This is a genomic window from Veronia nyctiphanis (assembly GCF_004116385.1).
GTDB lineage: Bacteria > Pseudomonadota > Gammaproteobacteria > Enterobacterales > Vibrionaceae > Veronia > Veronia nyctiphanis.
In genome coordinates, this window is record NZ_PEIB01000001.1 from 298122 (window position 1) to 321119 (window position 22998).

The window sequence follows — 22998 nt, forward strand, 5'->3', positions numbered from 1 at the left end:
CTAACGTGTTCGGTACTTCTTAAATCAAATCACTCTCTGTGAGAGCTTCAAAGAGAGGTGTTTGCTTTTTTGCGTCTGCGCCAAGGTAACCCTCAAGCTTTTTGCCTGAGAGGCTCATCGGCTGTTGCCAAAGATAGCGCAATTCAATAACGCCCTTGAGTTTTGGCATCAATAGAGAAAACAGCCGGATAACGAGCCAAGGGAAGTTTTTTGTGATAACTGGTTTACCCGTTTTCTTTTTGATTTCTGTTGCCAGTTCACTCATAGAAAATTCGTAGCCTGCGAAATGAAAAGTCTCAAAATCGCCCAGTTCCGTATCCAAAAGTGCGACGGCGCTAGAGGCAACATTGGGCAGATAAGCAAAGCTGTGTTTGGTTTCTTTTTTGTCCGGGCACTGAATCTGAATATTTCCCTGTTGTTCTGACAGAAGCTCGCTGAGCCAAGTGCTGGGAGCATATTTTCCAATATAGTCACCACAGCGGATGATAAGTGCCGTCATGTTGCTCACGTTCACGGCCTCACGAATGTGTGACTCCATCTCAACGCGCATGCGGCCTTTTTCAGTTCTGGGATTAAACGCCGTATTCTCGTCGACATGCGGTGTTTTTGCAGGATCGAAATTATACACATTACCTGGGAAAACCATTTTCAAGCCTTGCTCACGGCATATATCAACGGAGACAGAAAGAAGTGACAGGCTGTCTCTACGCCATTTGTGATAAGGAGGATTTACCCCGTAAACAAGAATGCTACAACCTAATGCGGCTTTAATTACTGCGGCTGTATTTTTAGCATCGCCTTGAAGGCAATCAACCTTCCCCCTTAATTCTGGTGCCAGAGACGTTTGACCGCCGCGACATAATGTCACTACATGCCACCCAGCCTCCAAAAGAGCCGCGGCCATGTAATGACCAAAGCCGCCTGATGCGCCTAAAACTAATGCCTTTTTCATGATGTGCTTCCTGCTTCATTAAGTGATAGGCCGATAATGACAGGGCATTGGTGTATAAGGAATCGACAAAATTTCAAGCGGGCTATTCAGATATGAATAACGAGGGTAGGGATATAAACTGGGAATGGCTGCGGGCGTTTTTGGCCGTTGCAGAACTGGGAAGCCTTAACAAAGCAGCGGAAACCCTCACTGTGTCACAACCCACCTTAAGCAGACAGTTGAACGCACTCGAAAAGCACACCGATGTATTGCTTTTCCATCGCACAACACAGGGCGTATCGCTCACTCCAGAAGGTGAGGCACTGTTACTGAGTGTCATGCCAATGAGAGAGGCCTACGATGCTTTCTCACGCGCACTACAAGGCAGTGATGAACTCTTAGAAGGTGACATAAGATTGAGTGTCAATGAATTGATGGCCCACCATTATATCGCAGATCATTTGGTGGCGTTTCGAAGTGAGCATCCTGCGGTATCGGTTGAGCTCGTGGTATCAAACCAACAGACGAGTATCAGTCGTCGCGAGGCAGATGTCGCCATTCGCATGTTTCGCCCTGAGCAGCTTGATTTTAAGTGTCAACGCATCGGCAGCATTGAACTTGGGTTTTATTGTCATCGTTCACTGATTGATGATGTTCAGCCTATTGCGGATGCTGCAAACCCTTTTAAAGGTGTGTCCCTGATAGGCTTCGATAAAGACGACGCTTTATTCGCAGTGCTGCTGAGCTCGGGATTAGCGTGACTGCAGACGATTTTCACTGGCGCACTGATAGCTTAGAAACCCAAATTACTCTGTTGAGAGCAGGTGCGGGTGTCGGCGTGATGCACATATGTCTTGCAGAAAGAGACAGGGAACTTGTGCAAGTTTGGGACAGCGTGCCGATACCGCCTTTGGATGTATGGTTGGTGTGCCATCGCGATAGCTGGAAAAACGCCCGTATTCGAGCGTTGATCAACTTTTTATCATCCCGTTTACGGGCGGATTTGCAGTGAATATATAAGCTGATGCTCAGGCTGCAATCGGTGTGCCGCTGTGAAAACGGAACATGCCGTCTGGAGCTTCTATGAGAACAGCCTCCTTTTCGCCGATGATCTTGATACGTTCACTGATATCCTCGCCAGCAATTGCTTCAGCCAATGTCAGGTAGTCCTGATAGTGACGTGCCTCAGAACGAAGTAAAGAGATATAGAACCTTTGGAGATCGGCATCCAGATACGGCGCGACTTTTGCGAACCTTTCACAAGACCGTGCTTCGATGTAGCACCAATGATCAGTTTGTCGACTAATGTAGCTGGTTCGTGTGTACGCACTACTGACATCAAGCCCTTTGCATAGCGGCCTGCATTGAGCGGTGAGTAGCTGGTGCCGCGCTTTTCCATGATCTCAATGACTTGTTCAAAATGATGGAATTCTTCTTTGATGAGTCTGACCATTTTGTCGATCAGCTCCTGTCCGTGCTCAAAGCCGGCTTTGGGTTTCAATGGTGCGCTGAGACCATTTTTCTTCGCGTGGAATACGCCATCGCGTTCACCACGATAGACAAAATCTTCATACGGCTTCGCCCACTCAAGAAGTAAGTAACCTGACTCTTGGTCAATCGCATATTTACGGATCAACCACATCGCCGTCTGGCTTGCTTTGAGTTCGCAATTGGCGTGGTCCCTGAGTAAGACGGTTTCGTTTTCTGGTTTGATGGCTTCATCAATCCAGCTTTGCGGCGTTTCGCAATGCAGAAAAGCACGAACAGGGGAGAGCAGGGATTCAATTTCTTGGTTCAACGACATCAGCTTAGATCAGGTTCAGGTTAAGTAATAACAGTGCCGGGATTATACCGGAGTCATTACAAGATGCCACACAAGGGCGTTGGGGGCGCTCGCTGCAAACGTCGAGAATCACTCCTGACAAATCCTGTCAGTAGCCGACATTATGATGGTGTTGAACTCACTCAATAATGGAGACACAACAATGACAGCACAAAGTATCGAAATTATTACTTTTCAATTGAACGATAGTGCCGACAAAAAAGCATTTTTAGAAGCAGCCCAGCAGACACAGGAAAAGGTTAAACACTTCCCCGGTTTCCTTCATCGCTCATTAAGTTACAATCCGGATAACAACGTCTGGAGTGATGTGATTCAGTGGCAGTCTGCTGAAGAGGCACAACACGCCAGCAAACAATTTATGCAGCTTGAAGCGGCAGGACGCATGTTGTCTCACGTCGACACTACCACATTAGCCGTGTCTTATGGCTCGATAGAAATGCAGGGTCGATGTAAAACTTGGATGAACAATGAGGGAATAAAGCAGGAGCAGGCTCATGGAGAAATAGCATGATAGTTAGCGGCGAATTTTCTGTCACCCTAGGTTCCCTGGATGTATTTCATTCAGGAAGTGAGAGCAACAGACTGGCGAGAATGTCCATTGATAAGGTATTGCATGGAGCGCTCGCTGGGGAGAGTAAGGGCGAAATGCTGAACATTCGAACTATCAAGAATGGGTCTGCAGGATATGTCGCGATTGAGGAAGTCAGTGGAATCTTAAATGGATTGAGCGGCTCTTTTGTTTTACAACATTTTGGCGTGATGGCAGATGGTAAAGATCGGCTTTGTCTTGAGGTGGTGCCTGACTCAGGAACGCATCAGCTCAAGGGCTTGACGGGTTCTATGCAAATTCGTATTGAACAAGGACAACATTATTATGATTTTGACTATCATCTTCCTCGGTAAGACGGGTATTGAATAAGGTGTCAGGTGAATAAATCTGAACGGCTTTTTGCGCTGTTGACGCTGCTTCGCGCTCGTCGTTATGCCGTTACTGCTAGGGTACTCTCAGAGGCAATGGATGTCAGTGAGCGGACAATTTACCGTGACATCCAGTCTTTGCAGCTTTCTGGCGTCCCCATTACCGGAGAAGCCGGTATTGGATACCTGCTGGATAAGCGTGCTCACTTACCACCTCTGATGTTTACAGAAGAAGAAACCATGGCATTAGAGGTAGGTATGAAAATGGTCAGGGCATGGTCTGATAAGGGCCTGGCTAAAGCAGGTCAGTCTGCCTCAGCCAAGATTCAGTCAGTCTTACCCGATCACTTAAAACGTCAATTAGACCAAATCCCAGTGCTGGTGCCAGACTTCCACATTGAAAGTGACTTTGCGGCAGCGAGCGAGACAATTCGAAATGCAGTGTCTTCCCATCAGATCATCTACTTTGATTACTTATCAGGGGAAGGTGTGGCGACGAAACGCTGTGTGCAGCCACTGGGGCAGGTATTCTGGGGGAAGGTTTGGACTTTGGTAGCATGGTGTGAATTGCGGGACGATTACCGTAGTTTTCGGGTGGACCGGATCTCCGGACTCGTGGTGACAGACCGCAAGTTTGAACTTTCTGATGAAAAATCGCTGCGTCACTATTTACAAAGGTATCGAACCTTCTCTTAAGCGAGGATTAGCAGGGTAATATTGATAACTGTGATATTAGTCCAAATTCAAATTGCTGAATTATCAGTATTACTCGAGAACTTTTTTCTTCAGCCGCTTCATCATAGTGAAGAGAAAAACAAATGGTGAAAAGGCATGCGCAATACTCTACTTCTTCTGGCCGTAATATTGGTAGGCTGCGAGAAAACGTCGGACATTGAACCGAGCTCAACCTTCAGGTTTACGGACTCGCCAGTAGTAATGGGTGCGTTGTCAACCGACGGTAACCTCACTGCACTTGTGACGTCGGCACAGAACATTCAGGTGTGGGAAAACACGCTCAAGACCAAAGTGCTGGAAATTGCATCTGGCACGATCAGAGGCGACTTGGTCGATATTTTATTGTCAAAGGACAATGCTTTGCTGGTAACAGCAAATGCCAGGCAGGTTGCCTTCTGGGATGTAGCGACCAACGAGAAAATCGAAGAGCACTTCCTTTCTGGTGCTGGCCAATTTGCCAAGATCCGTGGGCTTGCGCTATCAGACGATAGCACTCGGCTGGCTGTTGGCTTTTCTGATGGTTCAGTCACGACACTGGTTAGAAAAGGCAAAGGGCTCAAGACCTACCAAGTCCATAGCAAGTCAGTTGACCACCTGTATTTCAACCCTCAAGGAAATCAACTCTTAACGGCGGGGGATGATGGCAAAGTAAGACGCTGGGCTTTTAACTCTGGCAAAGTGGTTGAAGAGCATAAATTTGATAAGAGCATTAGCAGCCTCGCGGTCGATAAACGCTTTAACAAGTTTTTTGCTTCTGGTGTGATGAAAAAGCAGCAAATTGTCCACCTTGCATCGTCTGAATCTCCCTCGGACCTCTCTTATGCAAAACGCTTTAAGTGGTTCCGCACTGCTGTGTTTGTCGAAGGTACGCCTTTACTGGTTACCGCATCACCGACCTCAGAGATTACCGGCTGGCATGGACGCAAAGGCGATGAGCTGAGTAGTTGGAAGATTGATGGTTCAGACGACGATGTAAAGGTGCTTGATATTGGTATGTATGATAACGACCATCTATACAGTTTGAGCTCAGAGGGTGTTTTGGAGAGCTGGAATTTACGCCCAATGATGGCAGCAAGCCTAAATTAAGCACCAATGCGTAAAAAAGCGAGCCAACTGGCTCGCTTTTTTATTTACTGAGGTTGTTTACCCCAAAACATCGGTTGCGACGCGATAGGTAGGGTCTTCGTTGCGGTTCACTTCAACCAGACTTCCTGCCTTGGTAAGCAATGCATGGCATTCAGGGCTTAGGTGGCGAAGATGTAGTGCTTTACCTTCTTTCTTATATCGCTCGGCAAGCGTATCGATAGCCTCGATAGCTGAGTGATCAGCAACCCTAGAATCAGCAAAATCAATAATCACATCATTCGGGTCGTTTGTCGCATCAAACAGCTCAAGGAAATTGGCAACTGATCCAAAGAACAGTGGGCCATTCACCTCGTAGACTTTCGAGCCTTGTTCGTTGGTGTGGCTTTCAGCATAGATGTGTTTAGCGTGCTCCCAAGCAAACATCAGTGCAGAAACGATAACACCAACAAGCACTGCGAGTGCAAGGTCGGTGATAACGGTTACGCCAGTCACCAGAATGATAACGAAGAAGTCACGTTTAGGTACACGACGTGCCAGTTTAAACGTCGCCCACTCAAAGGTACCGATAACGACCATGAACATGACGCCAACCAATGCCGCAAGCGGGATCATTTCGATCAGCGATGAAGCAAACAAGATAAAGCCAAGTAAAGCCAGCGCCGCCGTGATGCCAGAGAGACGACCTCGTCCCCCTGAGTTAATGTTGATCATCGATTGACCAATCATGGCACAGCCACCCATTGCACCGAATACAGAACAGGTCACGTTAGCAACGCCCTGACCCACACATTCACGGTTACCACGGCCACGTGTGCCTGTCATTTCATCAACAACCGTGAGTGTCAACAGCGATTCGATAAGGCCAACCGCTGCCAGAATGAGTGAATAAGGCAAAATGATATAGAACGTTTCCAACGTCAGCGGCACTTCTGGCCATGCGAACGAAGGCAGGTCGCCCGCCAGCGTTGCATCTGCGTTACCGCTCATCGAACGGAGGAAGTCAACAACAGTGCGTGTATCCAGATCTAACCCAACAACAGCGACAGTCACGGCAATAATGGCGACGAGAGAAGAGGGAACCGCCGTGGTCAGTTTTGGAAGGAAATGAATGATACCCATGGTAATTGCAACAAGACCAAGCATCAGGGTCATTTGACCGCTTTCAAGCCATTGCATATCGCCAACAGCATCCGGGACTTTAAACTGACCCAGTTGGGCGAGGAAAATCACGATAGCCAAACCATTGACAAAGCCAATCATGACTGGGTGAGGCACCATTCGGATAAATTTACCCAACCTGAAAATACCGGCTAAAACCTGAATCAGCCTGTCAGAAGAACGGCTGCGAAGAGATACTGGACGCCATGCTCGACAACCAGGCTGACCATAACGACGGCCATGGCACCTGTTGCACCAGATATCATACCGGGACGACCGCCTAATATTGCGGTAAGAAGGCCCATAATAAAGGCGGCATAAAGGCCGACCATTGGGTCAACACTTGCTACAAAAGCAAATGCGACAGCTTCCGGTACAAGTGCGAGTGCCACGGTAAGACCGGACAACACGTCATTCTTGACGGATTGATGTGAAAACTGAGGAAATTCAAACATTGTGATCGCTTTAAATTTGTTATTGGTGTGTTAGTCGGACATTAAGCGCTTGGGTGCTTTATGCTTACAAAGCACCGGATCCTACACTAGTTTCGTTACACCCTTCAATGTTTCTGAAAGGGAGATAAAAAAAGAGCCATGGAATCCATGGCTCTTTTCGGTCGAAAGACTGATTAACAGTATTCAGGCTTGGTGGCTGGAGCCTCTGCCTTACTGGTTGCCGTCTGGCTGCCCGCCTGCTTGGTTTGTGATGGAGACGCTTTAAAGGTTGCCACGGCAAGCTGGATAGCTCTGCCACAACCGCAGGTCCTGGCGCCTTAGACATTGGCGCTGTGACCACGATACCACCATTGATTGCTACTGCTGGTTCTGATGGACGAACCGGCGTTTCAACGGCTACTGGTGTGGCTGGCGCCTCTATTTCTTCTGGCACAGCGACTTGCTCTACATTGGCAACACCCTTTTGAGTTGGAGCGATATCTTGGGCGACAGCTGTGTCCGCTTCTGGCGTAACGTCAGCTTCAGCATTGTTATCTGTTGCAATGGCTGGTGTCGCTTCAACGCTCTGCTCAGCCACTGGCGCCGCTACCTCTGTGACTGCGACGTCAGCAACAGGCTCAACCGGATTCACCTCAATCGGTGCGACATCAGCGAGGTCATCTTGTGCAGAGCTGTTAAGATCCTCATCGTCACGGCGCACGACCACTTTGCCCATTGCCATTTCAGGTGCTGCCACACCGCCAAGTGGAACCTCGACAGTTTCAGTCGGCGCTTGAACTGGTAAATCAACAACAGACTCTTCAGCTGACACACTCACTGAGCGAGATGGCCACACTTTGCCCATTGCCATCTCTGGCGATGCAACACCAGATGACAGGCTAGGCGTCTTCTGTTTTGCAATGACGCTGACAGTAGACTCCATGTTTTCGATCTGCTCTAGGTCTCGCTCTGCATGATTGTTATCGCGGTTACGTCGACGCTGACCACTTGCTCTCAGGTGACGAAGTGAACGGCGATTTCTACGCTGCCCATCGCGTTCTTGCTGGTCGTTATTGTCACGACGCTGCTGAGGCTGACGTTCTACCTTGGCATCTGCAGCGACGGCTTCACCAATTGCCTGAACAGGTGATGCTTCAACTTTGGCAGCATCTGCGACACGTACTTTCTTACTTAACTTACGGCGCTGACGACGTTGTTTAACTTTTTCTGTCTTCTCAACGTTCGCTTTTTCGACACATTCAGCTTCGCCGGCTTGTTGCTTTTAGCAACTTTTTCACCGCGTTCAGGTTTTTGCTCTGTCAGATCATCTTTTGGCGGACGGGTCTGCTTGTTGCGCTGGCGTGGTTCTGGCTTCTCAGTGTTCTTGCGCCCCTGACGCCTGTTCGGTCTTTCACCTTGTTGCTCAGCGGATGCTTTGCGATCTGTTCTTTCGCCACGCTCGCCGCGTTCGTCTTTGCTGTTGCGACGACGTCTGTCGTTACGCTCACCATCGCGTTGAGGACGGCGTCCACGACGGTTATCTTGACCACGTTTGGTTGACGTTGAGCGTTGTTCCTGTGTTGTTTTCTCTTCTGCTTCCGGTGAATCAGCAAATAATTTACCGATGAAAGAGAAGATACGTTGAATAATACCCGGTTGCGCGTTATCAGTTTTTGCAGCAGCAGGCTTGCTAGGTGCTGTCGGTGCAGGGGTTGACGGTGCAGCAAAACCTTGAAGAACAGGCTCTTCGCGTTTACGCACAGGTGCAGCAGTCTGAGCTTCTTCTTTGGCATCAGCTTCGCGCATATCTTCCAGTTGTTTTGGCAACTGGTAAGAAAGTGTCGGGTTTTCGTCGCCAGTGCGAATGCGAACGACCTCAAAGTGTGGTGTTTCCATCGCGGAGTTTGGTACGACTACAACACGCACTTCGTGGTGCTTTTCAACATGCTGGACAGAACGACGCTTCTCGTTGAGTAAGTAAGAAGCGACATCAACAGGCACAATGGCCATTACTTGACCGGTATTCTCTTTCAGCGCTTCTTCTTCAATCAGTCGAAGAATTGAGAGAGCGAGGGATTCAACATCACGAATTACCCCAGTGCCTGTACAACGTGGGCAGATATGGTGGCTTGCTTCCGCCAGAGATGGACTCAGACGCTGACGTGACATTTCAAGCAGTCCAAAACGCGAAATACGACCAATCTGAACACGTGCTCGGTCCATACGGACAGCCTCGCGCAGACGGTTTTCCACTTCACGTTGGTGGCGAACTGGCGTCATATCGATGAAGTCGATAACAACAAGTCCACCCAGGTCGCGCAGGCGCAACTGGCGGGCAATTTCGTCTGCCGCTTCAAGGTTGGTCTGTAGTGCTGTTTCTTCGATATCAGAGCCTTTCGTTGCACGTGCAGAGTTGATATCAATAGAGGTCAGTGCTTCTGTCGGATCGATAACGATAGAGCCACCAGACGGAAGACGAACTTCACGCTGGAACGCCGATTCGATCTGGCTTTCAATCTGGTAGTGGCTAAACAGCGGTACATCGCTGTCGTAGCGTTTTACACGCTGGATGAAATCTGGACGCACCAATTGGATATGATCTTTGGCACGATCGAAAACTTTCTCACTATCGATAAGGATTTCGCCGATATCACGGCGCAGATAGTCTCGGATTGCACGAGCAATCACGTTACTTTCCTGATGGATGAGAAAAGGGGCTGGATTAGAATCAGCGGCTTCTTTCACTGCACTCCAATGATTGAGCAGTACTTTTAAATCCCACTCAAGTTCTTCAGCAGATTTACCTACACCCGCTGTACGAACAATCAGGCCCATACCGTGAGGTAATTCAAGGCCTGACATTGCCTCTTTGAGCTGACTACGCTCTTCACCTTCGATACGACGTGAAATACCGCCAGCACGAGGGTTATTAGGCATCAGTACAAGGTAGCTTCCCGCAAGGGAGATAAATGTTGTTAAAGCTGCACCTTTGTTACCACGTTCTTCTTTATCAACCTGAACGATGACTTCCTGACCTTCTTTCAACACTTCTTTGATGTTAGGTCGGCCTTGATAGGTGTAATTGCTAGGAAAGTATTCTTTGGCAATTTCTTTGAGGGGAAGGAATCCGTGTCTTTCGGAACCATAATCAACAAACGCTGCTTCAAGACTTGGCTCTATTCGAGTGATACGCCCTTTGTAGATGTTTGCTTTTTTAGATTCAAAACCCGGACTTTCAATGTCCAAATCGTAAAGTCGCTGACCGTCAACTAATGCGACGCGCAACTCCTCTTTTTGAGTTGCGTTGATCAACATTCTCTTCATAAATTTTTATCTCGATTTTTTTGTCGTTGTTATTAGTTGTCGGTGGCGTGATGAACACGCAATGCTGCCGGACCCCAAGTCTGAAAATACGTGCAACCTCACGGCTGGAATTCAGGGGTGCTCTAGGGCATTACTTATGACCAACTGATACGGCAAAAACGTGTGCGCCGCTTTACAAAGTTGGTTCTCCTCCGGGGAGTGAGTCTTAATACACTGGCATCTATCAAACCATGCCAACAAACTAACGCTTGTTTGACCTGTCCTCGTCTTACGCCAGTTGCTGCGGGAAGGAAAAACGGTAATTTTACATTTGATCTGGTGATATTTTAGTCACCGCTAGCAAAAAAGCTGTAAACTTTCGTGCTTTAAGCCGCAACTATAACAGGGTCACTTTTTTGCAGCAAACTCCTTTATCACCATGATAGTATTATCGGCTATGAATACAGATAAACCAAAAGTGCAATTCATCGATATTTCGGATGACATTGCTGGCCAGCGGATTGATAACTTTCTCCGAAATAGGCTCAAAAACGTCCCTAAAAGTATGATTTATCGCGTTCTTCGTAAAGGAGAGGTGCGAGTGAACAAAAAACGCATAAAACCCGAATATAAGCTTCAGGAAGGAGACATTATTCGCCTTCCACCTATTAAGGTTCCAGAAACCACGCAGGCTGCTGCGCCCAGTACAAAATTACAAAAAGTCGCCGAGTTGGAAAAATGTGTAATTTTCGAGGATGATCACGTTTTAGTTCTCAATAAACCATCCGGTACGGCAGTTCATGGTGGTAGTGGTCTTCACTTTGGCGCAATTGAAGCGTTACGTGCGTTGAGACCCGATGCCCGCTTTCTTGAGCTGGTTCATCGCATTGATCGTGATACATCCGGCATTCTGTTGATCGCTAAAAAGCGTTCTGCACTTCGTCATATTCAAGCTCAGTTTAGAGAGAAGACGGTTCAGAAATATTATTTTGCACTGGTCATGGGGGCTTGGAAGCCATCGTGTAAAAAAGTCACGGTGCCTCTGCTCAAAAATGAAGTGAACAGTATTGTAAGGGTAAACCCCAACGGAAAGGCCTCAGAAACACGCTTTAAAATTTTAGAAAAATATGAGCAAGCGACCTTGGTGCAGGCAAGTCCGATTACAGGGAGAACGCATCAGATACGTGTTCACGCACAATATACGGGTCACCCACTGGCATGGGACGATCGTTATGGCGACCAGCGATTTGATGCATACACTAAGAAATTCGGATTGAACCGATTATTCTTGCATGCGGCGAACATTAAATTTGAACACCCTTCATCAGGTGAGCAAATGGACATATCCGCATCGATGGACAAAGTGTTAGAGAGAACACTAAAAGGCCTAAGAGAATTATGAGCCAAAGTATGCTGGCAAGGTACAAGCTGATTATCTTTGATTGGGATGGCACCTTAATGGATTCTGTCCCAAAGATTATTGATAGCTTCCATCGTGCGGCGTCCAGCATACCTGATTTACCAGTAAGGACTGATGAAGAGTTCAAGGCGACGATTGGTCAGAGCATTGAAGTTGCTTTTTCAGAGCTTTACCCAGATGCCAGTAACTTGCAGCAGGAGAGTTGGCTCGTTGCTTTTCGTGATGCATTTTTTGCTGACCATAGCGTCGGCAAGCAGCTATTTCATTCTGCGCTCTTGCTGCTTGACCAGCTAAAAGCAAATGGGCAGCTAATAGCTGTTGCGACCGGGAAGAAACGTCACGGACTGGATAAAGACCTTGCCAATAACGCGTTGCTGGACTTCTTCGATGCAACTCGCTGCTCTGATGAAACAGCCTCAAAGCCAGATCCAAAAATGGTTGTCGAGATTCTGGAGAAACTCAATTGCCGCCCATCTGATGCGCTTTTGATCGGTGACAGCCATCACGACATGCAATTGGCGGTCAATGCAGGCGTTGATGCTTTAGGACTTACTCACGGTGTTGCTGACAGAGAGATCTTAGAGCAATATCAACCGATAGCAATCGCCGACGACCTGCAAGAGTTACTCGAACAGTGACACAGAGTAGACAGTGATTGTGCTGTTTAGCCTCTTCCCAGAAGTGGTGAAACACCCTCGTCTTTCAGCATCTCAAGCAAACGTATGAGGGGAAGACCAATTAAGGTATTTGGATCTCTCCCTTCTAATCGTTCGAAAAGGCTGATGCCAAGTCCTTCCGATTTAAAGCTTCCTGCGCAGTCGAGCGGTTGTTCGAGCTTCACATAGGTTTCGATTTCCTCTTGGCTCAAAAAACGGAAATGAACATGAAATGCTTCAACATCAAGGTGTGCTCTCTGTGACGAGGTATTGTACAAACACAGTCCGGTATAGAATGTCACTTTCTTACCCGACGCCGCCAATAGCTGCTTGATGGCTTTCTCATCCGTGTGCGGCTTGCCGAGAATCAATCCATCAATGACACATACTTGATCGGAGCCAATAATCAATGCATTGCTGGAAACATCTTCACATGCCCGTGCTTTTGTCTCTGCGAGGCGTTTAACTAATGTTTGAGCAGACTCATTCTTCAGCGGAGTTTCGTCAATGTCTGGAGAGTGGGTAGTGAAAGGAAGTGAGAGTTTGCCAAGCAACTCTGCACGATATTTTGATCCTGAGGCGAGAATGAGTGATGGTGCCATGAAAAAATGTCTCCGAGGGCTGATTCTATATAGGCATCGAACAGTGTAATGACATACACTTTGAGTTTCGAGGAGTTTGGCGATCTACCGCACAAAGCCGATTATCTTATATGCAAGCCAATGTTTTTAACCACAAGCTTCGCTAAGTGCCTGTTGTGCAGAAAGTAACCAAATTCAACTTTATCAATGCCAGGGTCTTTGAGAGTCGCATTTAAGATGTAATTTCCTTTGACTCAGGCCTGTTTGAAGGCTAATATTCGCGCCCTATGCAAAAGGTAAAGCTACCGCTGACGGTTGACCCGTTTCGCAGTGCGCAAAAGCGACTTGACTATGATGGTATCATCCGGGAAAGGAACTTGAGCGTCTTGCTGAGGCAACTGAAGGTGTGATCAGTGATGCAGAGGTAAAACTCTCTTTTGACGTAGATGTTCAGGGACTCAAGATTGTTCGCGGTGACGCAACAGTCGATGTGACCCTTGAATGTCAGCGTTGTTGGGAAAATTACTCACACCGCTGTGAAATTGAATTTATATATTGTCCGGTCGTCAATGATGATCAGGCTGATGATTTACCGGATGCTTATGAGCCGGCGATAGTCGACGAAAATGGTGAGATTAACCTGATTCAGCTCGTCGAAGACGAACTGATTGTGGCATTGCCGCAGGTTGCCATGCACAAAGAGGAAGACTGTAAAGTCAACTCCGAGAACATGGTATATGGGGAAATCCCACTTGCTGATGAGCGTCCGAATCCATTTGCCGTTTTGAAAAACTTTAAGCAAAGTAACGAGGAGTAGGGTCAATGGCCGTACAACAGAACCGTAAAACCCGTTCTAAGCGTGGTATGCGTCGTTCACACGATGCACTGGGTACTGAAGCAGTATCTGTAGATGCAACTTCTGGTGAAACTCACCTGCGTCACAATGTGACTGCTGACGGTTTCTACCGTGGCCGCAAGGTTATCAACAAGTAAGGTTGAACCTTGACTGGTCTTACCATTGCACTTGATGCGATGGGTGGGGATTTCGGTCCTCAGGTAACAGTGCCTGCCTCCGTGCAGGCATTGTTGCATTTTCCCTCGCTAGAAATCATTCTCGTCGGTGATAAATCGCAAATTACCACTCAATTAAAACATCTTGATCAACTTGATCATCCCCGCCTCTCTATTCGTCATGCGGCCAAAAGTATCGGTAATGATGAAAGGCCCTCCCAAGCACTGAGAAACAGCAAAGACAGTTCAATGCGAATTGCGTTAGATCTGGTGTCCGAAAACCAGGCAGATGCGTGCGTCAGTGCTGGTAATACAGGTGCTTTAATGGCACTGTCGAAATATATCCTTAAGCTACTTCCGGGCGTTGATCGTCCCGCACTGGTCTCTGCACTTCCCAACATGTTTGGTGATGCGGTGTGGTTACTTGACTTGGGTGCCAATGTTTCTGTTGATGCCGACACTCTATTTCAGTTCGCTGTTATGGGCGCTGTTATTGCTGAAGAGCAAATGGACAAGCAGCCCAGAGTTGCATTATTAAACATTGGTGAGGAAGAAATTAAAGGCAATGATTTGGTGAAACGTTGCTCGGAAATGTTGCAGCAGTGTCAGTCACTTGATTATGTAGGCTATGTAGAGGGTGACCAGCTTTATACCGGAAATGCTGACGTGATAGTCTGTGATGGCTTTGTCGGAAATATCTCACTTAAAACCAGTGAAGGGGTCGCCAAACTGTTTTTAAGCAAAGTTACCGAGACGCTTTTTTCCCATCCGGTAAAAAAATTCATTGCTAAGTGGCTGTTTAGTGAACAGTTGAAAGAGTTAAAGCACCTGAACCCCGACCAGTATAATGGCGCAAGTCTGCTAGGATTGCGCGGTATTGTAGTGAAAAGTCACGGAAGGCAGATGTGGCTGCGTTTGTGCACGCAATTGCAGAGGCAGTTCACGAAATCGAACGGCAATTACCAAAAAAAATAAGTGACCGTTTGGAAGCCGTTTTACTTGAGAGGCATTATTAACCTTCATGTTTAGTAAGATTTCAGGCACAGGCAGCTATCTGCCTGCAGGGGTTCGCTCAAATGCGGATCTAGAAAAAATGGTTGATACCAGCGATGAGTGGATCACCACACGAACCGGAATTAAAGAACGCCGAATAGCTAACAGCGATGAAACTGTTGCCATGATGGGATACGAAGCATCATGTCGCGCGATTGAAATGGCGGGTTTGGCTAACGAAGACATAGACCTGATTGTTGTCGCTACGACCAGCGGTGAGCAGGCTTTTCCCGCAGCGGCCTGTCAGATTCAGGCAATGCTTGGGATCAGCGGATGTCCAGCGTTTGATGTAGCGGCGGCTTGCTCAGGGTTTGTTTACGCGTTAAGCGTTGCTGATCAATATGTTAAGTCTGGTATGGCGAGTAACGTTTTGGTCGTAGGCTCAGACCGCCTTTCACATACATGTGATCCTGTCGATCGCTCAACAATTATTCTGTTCGGTGATGGAGCGGGTGCTGTCGTGTTATCTGCGTCAGAAGAGCCGGGCGTCTGTCAACGCATCTTCGCGCCGATGGTAAATTTGGCAAGCTTCTTAGCCTGAAAGTGCCAGAAAGAAAAGATAATCCGTCTTCTGAGGAGAGTTATTTTCTCGAAATGGCGGGTAATGACGTTTTCAAAGTGGCAGTGACCCAGCTAGCAAATATCGTTGCTGAAACGCTGGATGCCAATCAAATGGATAAGTCAGAAATTGACTGGCTGATACCTCATCAGGCAAATTATCGAATCATTAAAGCGACCGCTAAAAAACTCTCTATGTCTATGGACCAAGTTGTTATCACTTTGGACAAGCATGGAAACACATCAGCGGCTTCAGTGCCCACCGCACTTGATGAAGCCGTAAGAGACGGTCGAATTCAACGTGGTCAGACGTTGTTGCTCGAAGCCTTTGGCGGCGGTTTTGCCTGGGGCTCAGCGTTAGTTAAGTTTTAAGAGGGAATATTTAATGTCCAATTTTGCAGCAGTTTTTCCAGGTCAGGGTTCGCAAGCTGTCGGTATGTTGTCTGAACTGGCAGAAAAATTTGATGTCGTAAAAGCGACATTCGCTGAAGCATCAAATGTGCTTGGATACGATTTATGGGAACTAGTTCAAAACGGACCAGTTGAAGACCTGAACGAGACACACCGCACTCAGCCTGCACTTTTGACAGCGTCTGTCGCTGTTTGGCGTGTCTGGCAGCAACAGGGCGGTGAAGCGCCAATTGTGTTGGCTGGTCATAGTTTGGGTGAATACTCAGCGCTCGTATGCGCAGGAGTTATTGATTTTAAAGAGGCGGTAAAACTCGTCGAGCTTCGTGGTCAACTTATGCAGCAAGCTGTTCCTGCGGGTGTTGGTGCTATGTCAGCCATTATCGGCCTTGATAACGATGCTATCGCTAAGGCCTGTGATCAAGCGGCGGAAGGGCAAGTAGTATCTCCCGTTAACTACAATTCGCCTGGCCAAGTTGTTATTGCTGGCAACAAAGAAGCGGTTGAGCGTGCAAACGTTTTGTGTAAAGAAGCAGGCGCTAAGCGTGCGATGCCTCTGCCTGTCTCTGTACCCTCTCATTGTGCGCTGATGAAGCCTGCGGCCGATAAACTTGCCGAAGCGCTTGAAGCTATTACTTTTTCAGCACCGTCTATTCCCGTTATCAACAACGCTGATGTTGCATCGGAAACTGATCCGGCGGCAATCAAAGACGCTTTGGTTCGTCAGCTTTACGGCCCTGTTCGTTGGGCTGAAGGTGTCGAGAAAATGGCTGAGCAGGGTGTTGAAGTGTTACTGGAAATGGGACCAGGTAAAGTACTGACTGGGCTGACAAAACGGATTAATCGTCAGCTTTCTGCTGCTGCTGTGAATGACTCCGCAAGCCTTGAAGCTGCGCGCTAAAAAATGAATAGATGGCCTGAAGTGTCGGGCCGTTAAATAAAGGATAAGGAAAATGAACCTAGACGGTAAAATTGCACTGGTAACGGGTGCGAGTCGTGGAATTGGTCGCGCAATCGCTGAACTATTTGTTGAGCGTGGCGCAACAGTTATCGGTACAGCTACATCTGAAGGTGGTGCGGCTGCTATCAGTGATTATCTAGGTGATAATGGCAAAGGCTTTGCGTTAAACGTGACATCTCCCGAATCTATCGAATCGGTTTTAAAGTCGATTAAAGAAGAGTTTGGCGATATCGATGTTCTGGTGAACAATGCGGGCATTACCCGCGATAACCTGTTGATGCGTATGAAAGATGACGAATGGCAGGACATCATGGATACGAACCTGACGTCTATTTTCCGCATGTCAAAAGCGGTACTGCGTGCGATGATGAAAAAGCGTAAAGGCCGTGTTATCAACGTTGGCTCAGTGGTTGGTACCATGGGTAATGCAGGTCAAGCCAACTACGCTGCCGCAAAGGCTGGTGTAATCGGTTTTACTAAATCAATGGCTCGCGAGGTTGCATCACGAGGCATTACCGTAAATACTGTAGCCCCTGGTTTCATCGCGACTGATATGACAGATGCGCTGAACGACGACCAGCGTGCTGCGACTTTGGCGCAGGTTCCTGCCGGAAGACTGGGAGAACCGCGCGAAATTGCAGCAACTGTAGCATTTTTAGCATCAGACGATGCTGCCTATATTACAGGCGAAACGCTGCATGTTAACGGCGGGATGTACATGATTTAACCGTTGTCGTTGCAACTCGTAATGACGAAGTTCAAACTATGACCAAATCGTGGTTTGACCAGCATTGCGGGTGTTGCAACTTCCACGTTATTGAATAAACTACTGCACATATCGCATCTGCGAATCTTGTAAGGACTAGTATTAATATGAGCAACATTGAAGAACGCGTAAAAAAAATCATCGTTGAGCAACTGGGTGTGGACGATGCTGAAGTAAAGAATGAAGCATCATTCGTAGACGACCTAGGTGCTGACTCTCTGGATACAGTAGAGCTGGTTATGGCTCTGGAAGAAGAGTTCGATACCGAGATTCCAGACGAAGAAGCTGAGAAGATCACTACTGTTCAAGCAGCTATCGACTACGTGAACAGCGCTCAATAATTGAGGCATGTTCATATCAGGCGGTCATATGACCGCCTGTGTTGTTTTTGGCACACAGAAAATTATTAATCATCTCCGGAGAAAATCATCGTACTAAGCGTCGTGTTGTTGTCACTGGCATGGGCATGCTGTCCCCTGTAGGTAACACCGTTGAATCATCATGGAAGGCACTGCTGGCAGGTACGAGCGGTATCGAGAATATCGCACACTTTGACGCCAGTGCATTCGCTACCCGCTTTGCTGGTTTGGTTAACGACTTTAACTGTGAAGAGTACCTCTCAAAGAAAGATGCCCGAAAAATGGACTTGTTCATCCAATACGGTATCGCTGCAAGCGTGCAGGCTCTGAAAGACTCTGGTCTGGAGATATCAGAAGAAAACGCCGATCGTATAGGTGTTGCTATCGGTTCTGGTATCGGTGGCTTGGGTTTGATTGAAACAAACCACCAAGCATACTTAGAAAAAGGCCCACGTAAAATCAGTCCATTCTTCGTTCCGTCTACGATCGTTAACATGATTGCTGGCCATGTTTCAATAAACTATGGTCTTCGTGGTCCAAATATCGCTATTTCTACAGCATGCACAACAGGTCTTCACAACATTGGCCACGCTGCTCGTATGATTGCTTACGGCGATGCTGATGCGATGGTTGCTGGTGGTGCAGAAAAAGCATCAACCGAACTGGGTATGGGTGGCTTTGCTGCAGCAAAAGCACTGTCAACCCGTAATGATGATCCTCAAGCTGCTTCACGTCCTTGGGATCAGGATCGTGATGGTTTCGTTCTGGGCGATGGCGCAGGCATCATGGTGCTTGAAGAATACGAAAGTGCGAAAGCCCGCGGTGCGAAAATATACTGCGAACTTGTCGGCTTTGGTATGAGTGGTGATGCGTTCCATATGACCTCTCCAAGCGAAGACGGTTCCGGTGGAGCGCTTGCAATGAAAGCGGCTATTCGTGACGCGGGTATTGACCCTTCACAGATTGGCTACGTTAATGCGCACGGTACATCAACGCCAGCAGGTGATGTGGCCGAGACGAAAGGTATTCGTCTTGCTTTAGGCGACTCAGCGGATAAAACACTGGTTTCATCGACAAAATCGATGACAGGCCACTTGCTAGGTGCCGCTGGTTCTGTAGAAGCAATCATCACAGCGATGTCACTGGTTGACCAAGCTGTTCCACCAACAATTAATTTAGACAACCCGGGTGAAGGTTGTGACCTCGATTATGTCCCTCACGAAGCGAGAGACGTAAAAATGGATTACGCGCTGTGTAATTCATTTGGTTTCGGTGGAACGAACGGCTCATTGATTTTTAAGAAAATCTGATAGCATCTGATACTATATAAAACGGCTCGATATTGCGTATCGGGCCGTTTTTTTGTTTTAGTAATCAACATGGATGGGAGCTCGGTAATGATCTGGGTCAATGGCAAAGAAACCCTTGACATCAATGTGATGGATCGCGGCTTACAATATGGCGATGGCTGCTTTACTACCGTGTTTTTAAACGATTCAGCACCGATGGACTGGCCTTTGCATCTCGAACGACTCAGGCTATCGACAACGCGTTTACATATTCCGTTCGATAACTGGTCTCTGCTTGAGTATTGGGTAAAAAACGCGTGCTCCAAGGTAGATGAAGCGAGATTGGTGTTAAAAATCGTAATTACTCGAGGTAAGGGTGGGCGAGGCTACAGTCCTAATGGTTGCAACGACCCTTCTGTCATTATCTCATTGAGCGCGTTTCCTGATCATTATGACTGCTGGCAAAGTAAAGGTATTCGACTGGAATTGCTTAATACCAAACTGGGGTTATCTCCTCTGGCAGGGTTAAAGCACTTGAATCGGCTTGAGCAGGTAATGGCGAAGTCTGAGTTAGACGCACTGGATGCTGAAGATGGCGTCCTGTGCGATATAAATGGTTTTATGATTGAAACATCCGCATCTAACCTTTTTTGGCGGAAGGGAAACCGAATCTTCACGCCGACACTCAAATATTCTGGTGTTGAAGGAATTATGAAACAAAAAGTGGTGTTAGCAGCAGAAGAAGAAGGATTGAGTGTCGAAGAGGTGCTGCATAAACCAGAATCGCTGCTTGATGCAGATGAAATATTTATCACCAATACATTAATGGGGCTAGTACCCGTGAATCAGTTCGTAACACATCGATTAAAAAATCGTGACGCACTGAAAAAAATTAATAAGAGGTTGGGTACGTGCTGAGAAAGATCGCATTACTGCTTTTGATTATTGTTGCAGGATCAGCAACAGGGCTTTCATGGATGGCCCAGCAAATCGAAAAGTATGTTTCAACACCTGTTGTTTTGGAATCACCGGAGTTGGTCACGGTTCCTGAAGGCGCGCATTTTAGATCGATGCTGAATGTTTTACAGACGAAAGGATTGGTTGCTCCATCTGACTGGTCTCGATGGGCTCCCAAAGTCTACCCTGAGCTGGCGAGCTTCCGCGCAGGTACTTATCTGGTAAAACCTGATATGACCCTGCGTGACGTCTTTGATCTCTTTCGGGTGGGGAAGGAACATCAGTTTTCAATTACCTTCGTTGAAGGGAGCCGCTTTAGTGAATGGCGTGAACAATTGGCGAAAACTGGCTACCTTACTCATGATTCGGCGGCGCTCAGTGAAGCGCAAATTGCTGAGAAAATTGGCGTTAAGAAATCTAAATTGGAAGGTTTGTTGTTACCCGAGACTTATCATTACGTTGCAGGTCAATCGGAGTTATCAATACTCAAGCGTGCAGCTGATGAGATGAATAAAGCGCTGGAGAAAGCCTGGAGCGAAAGGAACACATCGGTACCCTTAAAAACCTCTTATGAACTGCTGACACTTGCGTCAATTGTTGAAAAAGAGACGGCGGTGGATGGCGAGAGGCCAAAAGTTGCCTCTGTGTTTGCCAATCGATTGAACAAGCGTATGCGATTACAGACGGACCCGACCGTGATATATGGTATGGGTGATAAGTTCCAAGGTAACATCACCAAAAAGGACTTGCGGGAAAAAACGCCGTATAACACCTACGTTATTAATGGTTTGCCACCTACGCCGATTGCCATGCCAGGTGCGGCAGCAATCATGGCAGCAGCGAACCCTGAGAAAACGCCTTACTTCTATTTTGTAGCAAACGGGACGGGCGGCCACACATTCTCAAAAACGTTGTCTGAGCATAATCGGGCAGTAAAGAAACTTATTCAGATACAAAGAAGAAAATGAACGGTAAATTTTTAGTTGTTGAAGGACTGGAAGGGGCAGGTAAAACCACTGCGATCAATAAGGTACTTGAAACACTCAAGTCAGCTGGAATCTCAGATATTGCACAAACTCGAGAGCCAGGCGGCACACCTCTAGCAGAACAAATGCGCACGTTGGTTAAGCAAGGCCATCCCGATGAGCCAGTTACTGACATGGCAGAGCTACTTCTGATGTATGCAGCGCGTATTCAGTTAGTCGAGAATGTCATCAAGCCAGCTCTGTCTGAGGGTAAATGGGTTGTGGGTGATAGACACGATATGTCATCTCAAGCTTATCAAGGTGGAGGCCGAGGGTTTGACGCGAATATGATGCTGACATTAAGAGATATGGTTTTGGCTGATTTTCGCCCTGCTCTGACCTTGTATATGGATATTGATCCGATAATCGGGTTAAACAGAGCAAGGGCTCGCGGTGAGCTAGATCGTATCGAACAAAATGACATTGAGTTCTTCCAGCGCGCACGAGCTAGATATCTTGAGCTAGCAGAGTCCGATGATTCTGTGATTATTATTGATGCTTCGCAGTCTATGGAAGCGGTTGCTCATGATATTCAGAATAAGCTGAGTGAGTGGCTGAGACATGTTAGCTGACATTTATCCTTGGCAAATGAACATATGGCAGCAATGGCAAGTGTTGTTGCAGCAAGACCGACTCCACCATGCCATCTTATTGGCTGCACCAGAAGGTAGCGGGCGCATTGCGCTTGCAGGTCGGCTCGCTAAAACAGTGCTTTGCAGAACATCGAATGAAGAGCCATGTCATCAATGTCATAGTTGCAAACTATTCGATGCAGGGAATCACCCTGACCTCCATCAAGCTCGCCCCGAATCAGAGGGGAAGCAAATCAGTGTCGATGCAGTGAGGCAAGCAAATCACTACGCATGGGAAACCTCTCAGCTGGGTGGTAAAAGAGTCATACTTATCGACGGTGCCGAGTTGATGGGAGAAGCGGCTGCTAATGCATTACTCAAAACATTGGAAGAGCCCCCATCTAGTTGTCAGTTTATTCTCTTAACGGCAGCGATAGATCATCTTCTACCGACTGTCGTGAGTCGATGTAATAAATGGAAAGCTGAGTTGCCGGATGAAAATGTTGCAAAGCGTTGGGTGGAGTCCGCACTGTTCGAAAGCGTGCCTCTTCAGACTATCAGGCTCCACCGTGGAGCGCCGCTTGCCGCAAAGGCGTTTATTGAAAATGGTGGCACGGCAAAACACGCAAAACTGGTAGAGGCATTCTGTACGTTTGTTGAAAAGAAACAGGGACTATTTACTGTCAGTGAACTGTTGGTCAAATCAGAAAGGTCTGGGCTCAACTGGATAAGCTTCCTGTTACTTGATGCGATGAAAATTCAGCAAGGTAGTGATACAGGGATTGTGCATAGTGACATGGGTGACTTACTCAGGCTTTTGGCAACCAATCTCGCGTAAGTAAACTTATGAGCCAGTTAACTGCATTGAATAAGCTAGCAGCAGATTTACAGCGTAATAGTGGTTTAAACAAAGAATTGATGATTAGCAACTGGCTCCGTCAATTCAATGAATGAACACACTAAAGAAGTCGTCC

18 protein-coding genes and 7 pseudogenes are annotated in these 22998 nt (G+C 47.4%); 20 read left to right on the forward strand and 5 right to left on the reverse strand.

The genetic code is table 11. From position 1 onward, the window contains the following. Positions 1-19 precede the first annotated feature (19 nt). Positions 20-952: an NmrA family NAD(P)-binding protein gene (locus CS022_RS01400; RefSeq protein ID WP_129120780.1), complete on the reverse strand. Its 933-nt coding sequence runs from the start codon at positions 950-952 to the stop codon at positions 20-22. 92 nt (positions 953-1044) lie between these two features. Here CS022_RS01400 and CS022_RS01405 point away from each other — a divergent pair, with 92 nt between their 5' ends. Together CS022_RS01405 and CS022_RS27070 are read left to right on the forward strand one after the other, a co-directional pair. Continuing rightward, complete coding sequence (locus CS022_RS01405) at positions 1045-1692, forward strand: LysR family transcriptional regulator (protein WP_129120781.1); 648 nt, start codon at positions 1045-1047, stop codon at positions 1690-1692. Beyond that, positions 1689-1943, forward strand: coding sequence for a LysR substrate-binding domain-containing protein (locus tag CS022_RS27070; RefSeq protein ID WP_161569521.1), 255 nt, complete (start codon positions 1689-1691; stop codon positions 1941-1943). The genes CS022_RS01405 and CS022_RS27070 overlap by 4 nt, the downstream gene beginning before the upstream one ends. Before the next feature lie 16 nt (positions 1944-1959). Here the strand turns inward: CS022_RS27070 and miaE are convergent. Next, a pseudogene (gene miaE, locus CS022_RS01415) lies at positions 1960-2735 on the reverse strand (tRNA isopentenyl-2-thiomethyl-A-37 hydroxylase MiaE). A gap of 181 nt (positions 2736-2916) precedes the next feature. Between miaE and CS022_RS01420 the strand changes: the two are divergent. The 4 genes from CS022_RS01420 (at position 2917) to CS022_RS01435 (ending at position 5513) form a co-directional block, all read left to right on the forward strand. Further along, positions 2917-3285, forward strand: coding sequence for an antibiotic biosynthesis monooxygenase family protein (locus tag CS022_RS01420; protein WP_129120783.1), 369 nt, complete (start codon positions 2917-2919; stop codon positions 3283-3285). Then, complete coding sequence (locus CS022_RS01425) at positions 3282-3677, forward strand: DUF3224 domain-containing protein (RefSeq protein ID WP_129120784.1); 396 nt, start codon at positions 3282-3284, stop codon at positions 3675-3677. The genes CS022_RS01420 and CS022_RS01425 overlap by 4 nt, the downstream gene beginning before the upstream one ends. A gap of 24 nt (positions 3678-3701) precedes the next feature. Next, positions 3702-4388: a helix-turn-helix transcriptional regulator gene (locus CS022_RS01430; protein ID WP_129120785.1), complete on the forward strand. Its 687-nt coding sequence runs from the start codon at positions 3702-3704 to the stop codon at positions 4386-4388. 135 nt (positions 4389-4523) lie between these two features. Continuing rightward, entirely contained in the window at positions 4524-5513 is a 990-nt protein-coding gene (locus CS022_RS01435) for a WD40 repeat domain-containing protein (protein WP_129120786.1), read from the forward strand. Between the two features lie 57 nt (positions 5514-5570). Here the strand turns inward: CS022_RS01435 and CS022_RS01440 are convergent. Beyond that, a pseudogene (locus CS022_RS01440) lies at positions 5571-7126 on the reverse strand (SulP family inorganic anion transporter). A gap of 173 nt (positions 7127-7299) precedes the next feature. Further along, positions 7300-10429, reverse strand: a pseudogene (gene rne / locus CS022_RS01445) (ribonuclease E). 436 nt (positions 10430-10865) lie between these two features. On the opposite strand from rne, the gene rluC reads away from it, so the two are divergent. After that, positions 10866-11810, forward strand: a complete 945-nt coding sequence (gene rluC, locus CS022_RS01450) for a 23S rRNA pseudouridine(955/2504/2580) synthase RluC (RefSeq protein ID WP_129120787.1) — start codon at positions 10866-10868, stop codon at positions 11808-11810. Next, positions 11807-12466: an HAD family hydrolase gene (locus CS022_RS01455; protein ID WP_129120788.1), complete on the forward strand. Its 660-nt coding sequence runs from the start codon at positions 11807-11809 to the stop codon at positions 12464-12466. The genes rluC and CS022_RS01455 overlap by 4 nt, the downstream gene beginning before the upstream one ends. Before the next feature lie 26 nt (positions 12467-12492). Here CS022_RS01455 and CS022_RS01460 read toward each other — a convergent pair whose 3' ends face one another. Further along, a complete protein-coding gene (locus tag CS022_RS01460) occupies positions 12493-13086 on the reverse strand; it encodes a Maf family protein (RefSeq protein ID WP_129120789.1) in 594 nt (197 codons plus the stop codon). Positions 13087-13352: 266 nt separating this feature from the next. Between CS022_RS01460 and yceD the strand changes: the two are divergent. The 12 genes and pseudogenes from yceD (at position 13353) to holB (ending at position 22978) form a co-directional block, all read left to right on the forward strand. Continuing rightward, positions 13353-13882: pseudogene (gene yceD, locus CS022_RS01465) on the forward strand (23S rRNA accumulation protein YceD). 5 nt (positions 13883-13887) lie between these two features. After that, positions 13888-14058 (forward strand): 50S ribosomal protein L32, encoded by a 171-nt coding sequence (gene rpmF, locus CS022_RS01470; RefSeq protein WP_068899683.1) that lies wholly within the window; start codon positions 13888-13890, stop codon positions 14056-14058. A 9-nt stretch (positions 14059-14067) separates the two neighbouring features. Further along, positions 14068-15092 (forward strand): annotated as a pseudogene (gene plsX / locus CS022_RS01475) (phosphate acyltransferase PlsX). Between the two features lie 5 nt (positions 15093-15097). Further along, positions 15098-16059: pseudogene (locus CS022_RS01480) on the forward strand (beta-ketoacyl-ACP synthase III). A 13-nt stretch (positions 16060-16072) separates the two neighbouring features. After that, positions 16073-16996, forward strand: coding sequence for an ACP S-malonyltransferase (gene fabD, locus CS022_RS01485; RefSeq protein WP_129120790.1), 924 nt, complete (start codon positions 16073-16075; stop codon positions 16994-16996). Between the two features lie 52 nt (positions 16997-17048). Next, complete coding sequence (gene fabG / locus CS022_RS01490; RefSeq protein WP_129120791.1) at positions 17049-17783, forward strand: 3-oxoacyl-ACP reductase FabG; 735 nt, start codon at positions 17049-17051, stop codon at positions 17781-17783. Positions 17784-17929: 146 nt separating this feature from the next. Continuing rightward, positions 17930-18163, forward strand: a complete 234-nt coding sequence (gene acpP / locus CS022_RS01495; RefSeq protein WP_129120792.1) for an acyl carrier protein — start codon at positions 17930-17932, stop codon at positions 18161-18163. 71 nt (positions 18164-18234) lie between these two features. After that, the gene (gene fabF / locus CS022_RS01500; protein WP_268967845.1) at positions 18235-19491 is read left to right on the forward strand and encodes a beta-ketoacyl-ACP synthase II; all 1257 of its coding nucleotides are present in this window, start codon (positions 18235-18237) and stop codon (positions 19489-19491) included. Positions 19492-19578: 87 nt separating this feature from the next. Continuing rightward, entirely contained in the window at positions 19579-20388 is an 810-nt protein-coding gene (gene pabC, locus CS022_RS01505; protein WP_161569522.1) for an aminodeoxychorismate lyase, read from the forward strand. After that, positions 20382-21395, forward strand: a complete 1014-nt coding sequence (gene mltG / locus CS022_RS01510) for an endolytic transglycosylase MltG (RefSeq protein WP_129120794.1) — start codon at positions 20382-20384, stop codon at positions 21393-21395. Before pabC ends, mltG begins: the two co-directional genes overlap by 7 nt. Next, complete coding sequence (gene tmk, locus CS022_RS01515) at positions 21392-22024, forward strand: dTMP kinase (protein ID WP_129120795.1); 633 nt, start codon at positions 21392-21394, stop codon at positions 22022-22024. The genes mltG and tmk overlap by 4 nt, the downstream gene beginning before the upstream one ends. Before the next feature lie 16 nt (positions 22025-22040). Beyond that, positions 22041-22978: pseudogene (gene holB / locus CS022_RS01520) on the forward strand (DNA polymerase III subunit delta'). Positions 22979-22998 lie beyond the last annotated feature (20 nt).